The sequence below is a fragment of the Oligoflexus sp. genome (genome assembly GCF_035638955.1).
Lineage (GTDB): Bacteria > Bdellovibrionota_B > Oligoflexia > Oligoflexales > Oligoflexaceae > Oligoflexus.
The window spans coordinates 1-7,654 of sequence record NZ_DASQYZ010000182.1 but is presented as its reverse complement, the minus strand read 5'-3'; the positions used below and the strand labels follow the sequence as shown (position 1 = coordinate 7,654).

The window sequence follows — 7,654 nt, the reverse complement described above, 5'->3', positions numbered from 1 at the left end:
TTTAAAACCTTCATGTCGGCGGCGAAGACCATCGCCGGAATCGAGATGATGGCCATGATCAAAAAAGGTCAGATCGATATTCAGGGCTCCACTCCATTCGAGAAGTTTTACGCCCTCGCAGGATAACTGCGTCCGGGGAATGATCCCTTCAAAACCTTACTTCACCCTCCGAAATGTTTGCGACAGAGCCTATTTTTAAGGGTATCCGTTCGGCAGTCTTCTCGCTTCTTGAGGCCATGCCGCTCATCACAACAAGCAGCGACAATTCCGTGCTCCTGGCAGTCACTTTCCTTTTGCAGAACCGCAATGCCAAGGGCGAATGGCTCCATAATACGGCAGCACTTGATCTCTCCTGGGTGGCTGACAAGTGGTGGCCGCTGGTGGCAGGTCCTGGCATCAAACCAGGCAAAAAGATACAGCAGGTTTCACGCCGATATTTCGAGATTTGCCTTTTTACTCAGATAATGCAGGAGCTAAAATCGGGCGATCTCGCCATAAGCGCGGGCGACAGATTCGGTGACTATCGCCATCAACTCCTTTCATGGGAAGAGTTTGAAAGGGAGCGCTCTATATACGGCGAGCAGGTGGGTCTTCCGATAGACGGCAAAGCATTCATTGATCAGATGCGCGGAAAATTGACCGCCGCTGCTGAAGAAGCAGACAAGTCCTTCCCAGATAATGAGGCTGTAAGGCTTGTGAACGGCGAGCCATTCATCGCAAAGCTGGACCGGAGGGCTATGCCAGCAGGATTTCTGCAACTTGATCAGCTTATGGCTGAGCGTATGCCGCCGATCAACATTGTCGAGATTCTGGCAGACACTGATCACTGGCTCAGCTGGACCAAGCATTTTGGGCCTCTGTCGGGCCACAATGCCAAAATCGAAAAACCCAGGGAGCGCTATATTGTGACAACCTTTTGCTATGGCTGTAACCTCGGTCCGAGCCAGACAGCTCGCTCCATCAAGGACTTTGATAGGCGTCAGGTCTCACTCGTAAACCAACGCCATGCCACTGATGGCACAATTGAAGATGCGACTGTCGAAGTTATTAATGCCTATAATCGCTTTGCCTTGCCAAAGCTTTGGGGAACTGGAAAACATGCCTCGGCAGATGGCACCAAGTGGGATCTCTATGAGCAGAACCTGCTTTCGGAGTACCACATTCGCTATGGTGGTTACGGTGGAATCGGCTACTACCACGTCTCCGACACCTACATTGCCCTCTTCAGCCACTTCATTCCGTGCGGCGTCTGGGAAGCGGTTCACATACTCGACGGTCTTCTTCAAAACCGTTCCGACATCCAGCCTGATACTCTGCATGGCGACACGCAGGCACAGAGCACGCCTGTATTTGCTTTGGCTCACCTTCTTGGCATTAAGCTCATGCCACGCATCCGTAACTGGAGGGATTTAAAGTTTTTCCGGTCAGAGAAGGATGCCCGCTATGAGCACATCAATGAGCTTTTTGATGAGGCCATTGATTGGGATCTCATCGAAACCCACTTTCCTGATATGCTCAGGGTGGCTGTTTCGATAAAAGCCGGACACATCACAGCTGCAACTGTTCTAAGACGCCTCGGCACCCAGAGCCGCAAAAACAAGGTTTATTTCGCTTTCCGGGAACTTGGCCGCGTCATCCGCACAATTTTTCTACTTTCCTATATCGGCGACACTGAGCTGAGGCGAACGATCCAGGCAGCCACGAACAAAAGCGAGGCTTTCAACGGCTTTGCCCAATGGGTGGCCTTCGGTGGTGGCGTCATTGCAGAGAACGACCGTGACGAGCAGCGAAAGGTCATCAAATATAACCACCTTGTTTCAAGCCTTGTGATTCTCCACACGGTCAACGAGATGAGTAAGGTCCTGGCGCAGCTTAATAGGGAAGGCCACGAGTTCAGCCAGGAAGCGTTATCAGCACTGTCACCATATAGAAGGGAGCATATCAATCGCTTTGGGGATTATACCTTGAATCTTGAACGCGTGCCTGAGCCTATGGCAGACAAGTATTTCAACCTATCTTTTGATGCGTAGCTGCTTATTACCAATGGTCTCAGGCCGATCTGGTAGGATTTGGTCGTAATCCTTACCACTGTCCACACACTTTTGAAAAGGCTTGGCTTTACTCCTTCGCCTTCAAAAGAATCCGGCAGCAGCAAAAAGCCGCCAGCCGTTGCGAAAAAAACCAGGGTCACGAGTTAAGCTTCGAAAGCCACCGCCGCCGCAGCTGATCCTTTATGCCGGGATCTGTTTCGCTTGTGACCAGAGTCAAAATCCTTACCTTTTCCGCCGCGATAAGCGCTGACCTCATTAAAGCCTTGGAAAACGCGCCGCTGAGCGCTGATCCCGACAGCTGTAAAAAGGTATCATCGCTACCAGATTCGGCGCTTAAAACTGGGTTCCTGGCTGCCGGCTCGCGATCTTCGGGAAGAGGTTCCGGCTGAGGATCACGCCCAACGGTTGAAACCAAAAACACGGCATTGCAACCAGTGGCTTCTGATCCACGCCCCGCATCATCACCGCCTCTGCGGGGGCCTAGCCCGCCCCCGGACCCCACCGGCCACCCTCCTGACGGGAGGGGAGGAAAAACAGGCTTGGTTGAAACCACTTCGAAAGGACATTTGGGTAATTCCAGCAAATCGAGAGTAGGAACGTGAGAGCCTTCGGCTCCCTTCTTATAAAAATTTTGGGAAAAGGTTTTTTGCGCGGCTGGCAAAAGCGCTTCGCAAAGCCACTCTGGTAAAATAAGGTCGGGATTGCTGCCCATCCTGGAACTGCGGTGATGGTATAGACTGCGAACGATCGACTTGAGTTCGCGTGTCAAAGTCCGCGAACGCTGCCAGCCAGAAACGAGTGGAATCAGCTTTTTGAGTCCTTCATGGAGGGCACAGCGATCAATTCCCTTCCACTTGCAGGCAAGGACGACCGACACCAGCCACTGATTGCGCCCCCCATCACAGACATTTTCCGGCGCAGAAATCGCCGCGGCTGAAAATGCCGGGAGTATCCCTTTGCGCTGACCTTCGCCTCCGTTTTCCAAAAGATCATATGCACGATCGGTCATTTCCCGCGTCGGGCGGATTGTCAGCCTGTAACCCTCACCGCCGGTGAGGCGCTCCACCCCCAGCCACTTGGGGGGATCTGAAATCAGCTTATAAACAGTATTCTTAGACATACCATAGCGGCTGATGATTTCCTGGGCTGTTCTTTGCTCCGTGCCCCATGGTCCGGCAGTATCAAGCAGATCACCGTAAAGACGCGCGCAGGGGAGTTCAACTCGGATGTCAGGCCAGAGTATATCGCTCCGATCCCGCTTGTTTTTAGGCTTCATAGCGGGATGAAATCGAAGCGCATAGAGGAGTTTTTGAATTACCCGTGGACGGTTTTTCTGGATTGTCTGCTGCACGAACTCGGCCTGATCAAGCACTCGATCAGCCCTGAACATATTGGGCATCAGGCGCTTTAGACCGCGTGCTCCTTCGTCGGCTCCCATTTCATAAAAATTCAGGATGCGTATAATCATTGCCTGAAGACGAAAAGCAAGCCTTTGAACTTCGGAGGTCTCATCGATCAGCTCAAGGGGCGAAATCGCAAGGACAAGACTGAGGCCTTGCCCACTGGTTGAGCGGACTGCGTAGCTGAGATAGCTTAGAAGCTCAGGAACGTCCGCTTGAAGAGTGGCCGCAATCCTTGGCCAGTCCAGTTTTCCATCACAAACCCACTTTTTGTCAGCACGCTTGAAATCAAGATCGAAGTGAAGCCATACGAGCGTTTCCGTTCCGCTGCCTTCGTTCTTTATTGCTGTTGAAATGAGGGCGTATTCGGATCTCTTATCACTTCGAACGCCACCCACGGGCACCGCAATGCGCTTACCGTCTTCGAAAGACCAGAACGCAAACTGGTAGTGCGATTGAAGATTAGACTTGGGTATTTTTTTCGTCCGGCTTCGTCCCTGTCCGCTGAACATATCGAGCGCCGCAACAGCCATCCATGGCCTTCCAGGCAAAAGGTTTCCTCATCCGTTCGCAGGCGCTGGCTACATGCGCAAAAGTGTCTGCTAACGGCCTAATTTTTGACGATAGTCTTCAAAAGGGTTTGCACTGAGCTTAAGGCGGAGATAGTCTGGAGTTACCACGCTTCAGACAGTTTTTTGCCTTAGATCTTTGCACCCAATCCCCTTTATGGGGTTTTTTTTTCCCACTTTAACAAGTCCGCAAGTGCTCCCTTCTAAACCTTAGGGGCCGGTAGTGCGCGCCGATCAGAGCATTTCCTCAATAACAATTTGGCAATACCATTGCCGTACCGATTCTAAAACTAATCACGATGCATATTCAACATCTCAAAATCGTAGAACTTTTTAACGTCTTCGACACGAAGTCTCTGGCGCGCGACCCACTTTCTCAGGCTTTGATTGTGCGAGAGCATACAAACGATGGCTTTTGGCGAGACTTCAAAAACACGACCTTTTGAGCCAGACACGTATTGGTTGTCGCGTTTAATAAGGATGTCACACATTTCCAATTTTCTAGCGATGCCTTTAATTGTCCTATTATTCACGGACGCCTTTGAAGCAATCTCATCATAAGTAACTTTTGCTGTGGATAGTTTTCCGTGGACTATACAGAGTTTGCATATTTCATTGAGCACGTCTAATTGAGATTCACTTAATGAGCAATATTCCGTGGTATCTGACAGAAACCTATCATTTCTTAATGTATTCAATATTTTATTGTAGGACTTCGCGTCAGCTTTCACGTCGGGTTTCGCGTCAGCTTTGGGTTCAAAAGAATTTTTTGCATTATCTAAATCGGCCCGACAATATGGCGTTTCTTTTATACCACCCTGTCCCAATGATCTAGAAAGTCCTTCCGCTTCTGTTAACAAGCCCTCGGCCTCTTCGACCACATCAGGATCTTCACGCCAAGTTCGGTATTTTGGCCTTTTGCGTTTCTCAAGTTTAAAATCAGGGACCTGTGCCTTGAATCGGTCGTCTGGCTCTCGTGTTTTGATAGTCATTTCATTACGCCTCCCCATCGGCCAGGAGTTCGTCGGTCAGTGAAACAATATCTTCACTTGCTGGCGACTTGCGGTTATAGAGCCAGACTGCCTGCGAAAGACTTTGTGCTTCTTTAAGATCAACATTCTTGCGAACTACAGTATGAGAAAGATATTCACCATAACTTTGTCGCAATGTTCCAAGGCTGGTCTGAGCCATAGCTTCTCGAACATCGAATAGGTTCGGCACAACTTTGATGTCTGGTGCAAAATCTTTAAAATCGTGCTGAAGATCCTTTAAGATTTCAAAAAGTTGTCGTAGCCCAGTTACGCTTAAATAATCAGTCGCGCATACAAGGAGCAACTGATCCGCTGCGAGATATGCACTTATGTTGACGGTGCTGGCGGAAGGATTGGTATCAAGGATGATAAGATCCCATTCATCTCTTATTGGCGACAGAATCGAGCGAAGTCGTTCTGCTCGGCGATGATCAGGCTGCAATTTGATTTCGAGAAAATTGAGCGAAAGACTTGCCGGTATTATTGATAGAAATGGTGTGACCTCCTGGATAACTTCCTGTATGTCTTTTTTATCCACTCCCTTTCCTATAAGGCAATCCATAATAGTAGGAACATCTTCATCCAAATTACTGAATCCAACAGCAAGACTTGCATGTGCCTGGGGATCGAGATCAATCAGGAGAGTTTTATATCCCAGTGCACTTGCTCTCATTGCAACCTGTGATGACAGAGAAGACTTTCCTACCCCACCTTTCAAATTTGCAAACACGAGTATTTTGTTCTCACTGTCCCTTTTCTTTTGCCCCGAAGCCTTGTAAAACTCCGCTAAATCGTTCCAGGAAACTTCACTTTTTGAACTGACGGCACCTTGTCGAACTGCTTGAACCTTGCGCCAAACCGATGACCTTGAGAGTCCTGTCAAATCAACCAACTGGTTTGGGCTAAAAGAGTGATCGCGAAATGCCTTCAGCTTGGATTTGGGCTTCTTTTTATCATTCATACAGTCACCATGGTTTGACACATTATTTCGTTCATGAACAAAATAAGTGTCTCAGCATCAAAACTATTTATCAACTATTTACTGTCATTGATGAAAATATGCCCTGGATGGAGGCGCAGGAGTGGTTGACCATGACTAGAAAGCTTTCGTTGCACGGTGAAGGCCGGGAAAACTGGAGCTGATCATGCCCGCTTTTACCTGGGCCTTTGGGGTCTGGGGGCCGTCCTGTTGCGACGGCGGGGCAGGGGCGGAATCAAGGGGAGTAGCTTTCACACAGCCTTGAGTTTCACGGTAGCAGCGGCTGGCATTGATAATCACATATTTAGTCGGCCATGCATAAGATTGCAGGGCTTGTCAGTCCTGTCTTGAAACGTCATAATCAGCGAAATTTTCTGCAGGATTTTGCACTAAGGGCTTCGATTTCGCGGCGTTTGGCTTTCGTCAAGGCATCAATAAACTGATAGCCGCCCGAGGGAACCAGTTCATCAAGACCCGATTCCTTATAGTTCTTCGTCAGGAAGCGAACAGGAACAAATGCCGTGCCGCTGGCCAGCTGGGTTGGGACGCTGATCCTGGCGTATTTGATGGCCTGGTTATAAAGTTCAAAGCAAGGCTTGGGATTGGCGAGCGTACACTGAACAACGTTATCACTAAGTGCTTGTTGAAAAAACTGCGTGGCAGCATTTTCACACCAAACGACGCAGCATAAGACGGATCATTCCCAAGTAAACCAGGGCTTCACTGGTCCTGGGATGCCGTTCATAATCTTTGCTCATGCGTCGATTCCTTCCAAGCCACCCAAAGGTCCGCTCGACTATCCATCTCATAGGCAGAACTTTGAATCCTTTCTCATCATCAGAGCGTTTGACGATTTCCAGAACAAAATCGATTCCCTTTTTAACCCAGTCGACAAGTTGGCCTGAATACCCACCATCAGCCCACATCAATTTTATAGTACCCAACTTTTCCCGCGCGGCCTCGATCGTTCTCATGGCTCCGTTTCGATCCTGAACGTCAGCGCTGTGGACAACGGCTTTTATCACAAGGCCGAGCGTATCGACAATGATGTGGCGCTTTCGGCCATTAATTTTCTTGCCAGCGTCGTAGCCACGAGCCCCGCCAGATTCAGTCGTTTTAACCGATTGGGAGTCAATGATGGCTGCACTTGCATCTCGATTTTTTCCGACATCTTCGCGTACCATTTTGCGAAGTTCGTCGTTAATTTTTTCCCATATTCCACTGACCATCCACAGACGGAAATAATAATAGGCGGTCCACCATTTCGGAAGGTCGTGAGGCATTTGTCGCCACTGACATCCTGAACGGACGACGAAAAAAATTCCGTTCAGTATTTCTCGCCATTCGTATTTTCTCGGTCTCCCTTTTTCCGATGTCACCGGCATCAGCATTTCCAGAATTTTCCACTCGGCATCGGTCACATCGCTATGATAGGGTGTTCTATCCATAGAACTCGGTTCCCTCGTGAAGAGATTATTGTTACTGAGGGATTCAAACCGGGTTCTATTTTTATATGCAATTTCAATAATCTAAAGTAAGCAAAAGCCTTGCCCCAAAGTTTTTTCAACAGGCACTAACATCCACAAATCAAAAGAATTCATTTCATTGAGCGCCAAGGTGTTTG

At 49.0% G+C, this 7,654-nt stretch carries 5 protein-coding genes; 1 reads left to right on the top strand and 4 read right to left on the bottom strand.

Going from position 1 to position 7,654, the window contains the following annotated elements; all coding sequences use genetic code 11:
* Nucleotides 1-173 precede the first annotated feature (173 nt).
* Entirely contained in the window at nucleotides 174-2,030 is a 1,857-nt protein-coding gene (locus tag VE954_RS17100; RefSeq protein WP_324954916.1) for a Tn3 family transposase, read from the top strand.
* A 157-nt stretch (nucleotides 2,031-2,187) separates the two neighbouring features.
* On the opposite strand, the gene VE954_RS17095 is transcribed toward VE954_RS17100, so the two are convergent.
* The 4 genes from VE954_RS17095 to VE954_RS17080 all read right to left on the bottom strand — a co-directional run bounded on the left by VE954_RS17095 (nucleotide 2,188) and on the right by VE954_RS17080 (nucleotide 7,478).
* Entirely contained in the window at nucleotides 2,188-3,984 is a 1,797-nt protein-coding gene (locus VE954_RS17095; protein WP_324954914.1) for a hypothetical protein, read from the bottom strand.
* A gap of 326 nt (nucleotides 3,985-4,310) precedes the next feature.
* On the bottom strand, nucleotides 4,311-5,012 hold the full coding sequence (locus VE954_RS17090) for a hypothetical protein (protein WP_324954911.1): 702 nt from the start codon (nucleotides 5,010-5,012) through the stop codon (nucleotides 4,311-4,313).
* A 4-nt stretch (nucleotides 5,013-5,016) separates the two neighbouring features.
* Nucleotides 5,017-6,012 carry a ParA family protein gene (locus tag VE954_RS17085; RefSeq protein ID WP_324954909.1) on the bottom strand — a complete coding sequence of 332 codons (996 nt, stop codon included), beginning with the start codon at nucleotides 6,010-6,012 and terminating at the stop codon, nucleotides 5,017-5,019.
* 686 nt (nucleotides 6,013-6,698) lie between these two features.
* Nucleotides 6,699-7,478, bottom strand: coding sequence for an IS5 family transposase (locus tag VE954_RS17080; RefSeq protein ID WP_324954907.1), 780 nt, complete (start codon nucleotides 7,476-7,478; stop codon nucleotides 6,699-6,701).
* Nucleotides 7,479-7,654 lie beyond the last annotated feature (176 nt).

What these genes read in the sequence shown, in the direction of transcription:
- VE954_RS17085 (WP_324954909.1), bottom strand. Translation starts at nt 6,012, where the DNA reads ATGAATGATAAAAAGAAGCCCAAATCCAAGCTGAAGGCATTTCGCGAT.
- VE954_RS17095 (WP_324954914.1), bottom strand. Translation starts at nt 3,984, where the DNA reads ATGGCTGTTGCGGCGCTCGATATGTTCAGCGGACAGGGACGAAGCCGG.
- VE954_RS17090 (WP_324954911.1), bottom strand. Translation starts at nt 5,012, where the DNA reads ATGACTATCAAAACACGAGAGCCAGACGACCGATTCAAGGCACAGGTC.
- VE954_RS17100 (WP_324954916.1), top strand. Translation starts at nt 174, where the DNA reads ATGTTTGCGACAGAGCCTATTTTTAAGGGTATCCGTTCGGCAGTCTTC.
- VE954_RS17080 (WP_324954907.1), bottom strand. Translation starts at nt 7,478, where the DNA reads ATGGATAGAACACCCTATCATAGCGATGTGACCGATGCCGAGTGGAAA.